This window comes from Pseudomonas asplenii (genome assembly GCF_001293465.1).
GTDB lineage: Bacteria > Pseudomonadota > Gammaproteobacteria > Pseudomonadales > Pseudomonadaceae > Aquipseudomonas > Aquipseudomonas fuscovaginae_B.
In genome coordinates this window covers 1-2,226 of sequence record NZ_JSYZ01000053.1, presented here as the reverse complement: position 1 = coordinate 2,226, position 2,226 = coordinate 1, and the positions used below count along the sequence as shown (strand labels likewise).

The window sequence follows — 2,226 nt, the reverse complement described above, 5'->3', positions numbered from 1 at the left end:
GCGGTGCATTGATGTCCAGCGGTACATAGACCGCCGCGCACTTGAGCGCCGCCAATTGGCTGACCAGCAGGTCATGGCTGCGTGCCAGCAGGATCGCCACGCTGTCGCCCGGCTGCACGCCGAGGCCACGCAGGTGCCGGGCCAGGCGGTTGGCTCGGGCGTTGAGCTCGGCGTAAGTCAACGCCACGCCGTCGTGGATCGCCGCACACGCCTCGGGGCGGGCACGGACCTGGGCCTCGAACAGCCCGTGCACGGTCTGTGTCCGTGGGTAGTCGCGATGGCTGGCGTTGAAGCTCACCAGCAGTTGCTCGCGCTCGGCATCGGGCAGGATCGTAAGTTCAGCCAACGGCGTCTGGGGCGCCTGCTCCAGGGCCGCCGCCAGGTTGACCAGGGCCGTGTGCATGTAGTCGCAGACCCGCTGCGCACCGATGCCCTCCAGGGCCAGGACACTCAGGGAGAAGTCTTCGCCCAGGTCGTCCACCGACAGTGTCAGCGGGTAGTTGGTGCGTTCTTCACTGCTGAGAATCTCGATCCCTTGCCAAGCCTGCAAGGCCGGTTCGGAAACCGCGTCGACGGCGCTATGCCGGTAGTTGAGCAAGGCACTGAACAGCGGGGTTGGCGCGGCCACGCCGCTGCAACGCTGGGCCAGGGCCAGGGACGCATGTTCGTGACCGAGCAGCGCGCTCAGTCGCCCGTGGACCGCCTTGACCCCGTCCCGCACCCCCTGCTCGCCCACGGTGACCCGCAGCGGCAAGGTATTGATAAACATCCCCAGGGCCCGATCGGCACCCTCGCCGCCCTGCATCCGCCCCATCAGCACGGTGCCGAACACCACATCCCGGGTGCCCGAGACCTTGCCCAGCACCTGGGCCCAGGCCAGGTGGTGCAGGCTGGCGGCGCTGACCCCCAGTTGCCGGGCCAGGGCCCGCAGCCGCTGGCTCAAGGCTGATGGCAGAACGGCACTCACTTCATCGATAAGGTGGCTGTCGACCTGCACATCCTGCAGGCCGAATGGCAGGGTCGGCTCGTCGATATCGCCCAGCATCTCGTGGAAGAACGTTTCGTGTTCCTGCTGGCTGGTCCCCAGGCGCGCCTGGGCCACATAGTTGCGGTACGGCACCGGGTTGCCCAGTTGATTGGCCTGCCCCAGCAGATGCGCCTGGATTTCATGTCGCACCACCTCCAGGGCGGTGTGGTCCAGGGCCATGTGGTGGAAGCGCAACATGGCCACCCAACGCTGTTGGCCCTCGTCCTCGGCGAACACCAGTTGCATCAGGGGCGCCTGGGTCACGTCCAGCCGGGAGTGGCGGGTGTCGAAACGCGCCTTCAGCTGAACCGCCACCTCACCGGCACGCGGATCCAGCACCAAGGCTTCGCAATGCAGGCGGGCCTGGCGCCAGACCACCTGGACCGGTTCGTCCAGGCCTTGCCAGAGCACGGCGGTGCGCAGGATGTCATGCCGGTCGATGACCTGTTGCAACGCCTGGGCAAAGGCGTCCAGCCGCTGACGGTCCGCCACGTTGAACAGGGCATGGAGAACATAGGGATCACCCTGCTCGGCGGCCAGGTGATGATAGAGAATGCCTTCCTGCAGCGGTGCCAGCGGATAGATATCCTGCACATTCGCCGCACCACCCGGCACGCTGGCGACGATTCGCTCGATCGCCGCCTGGTCCAGGTCGATCAGCGGCAGCATGTCCGGGGTGAGGTGCGTGCAGCCCGGCGGGATGGCATTGGCCGGGACCACGATCTCACGTCCGCCACCCACGGCAGCGGCCAGCGCGGCCAGGGTCGGCTGATTGAACAGCACCCGCACATCGGCGCTCAGACCGGCCTGGCGCATGCGTTCGATCAGGCTCACGGCGAGCAGCGAATGCCCGCCCAGTTCGAAAAAGTGATCATGACGTCCGATCTGCTCGACCTTGAGCACCTCGGACCAGATCCGTGCCAGGGTGATTTCGGTTTCGCCTTGGGGAGCTTCGAAGCCACGATGGCTCAAGGCACTGCTGTCCGGTGCCGGCAGGGCCTTGCGGTCCAGTTTGCCGTTCGGGGTCAGCGGCAGTTTTTCCAGGGCGACGTAGACGGCCGGGACCATGTACTCCGGCAGTTTTTCCTGCAGGTGGCGGCGCAGACTGTCGATCTCCACCGAGGCATGGCCCTCGGCCAGGGTGTAGTAGGCCACCAGGCGCTTGTCGCCCGGCACGTCCTCGCGGGCGGTGACCACCG

General features: G+C 66.8%; 1 pseudogene. It reads right to left on the bottom strand.

Annotated features, from left to right (window positions below):
* Positions 1-2,226, bottom strand: a pseudogene (locus tag PF66_RS31165) (condensation domain-containing protein); the annotation flags it as partial.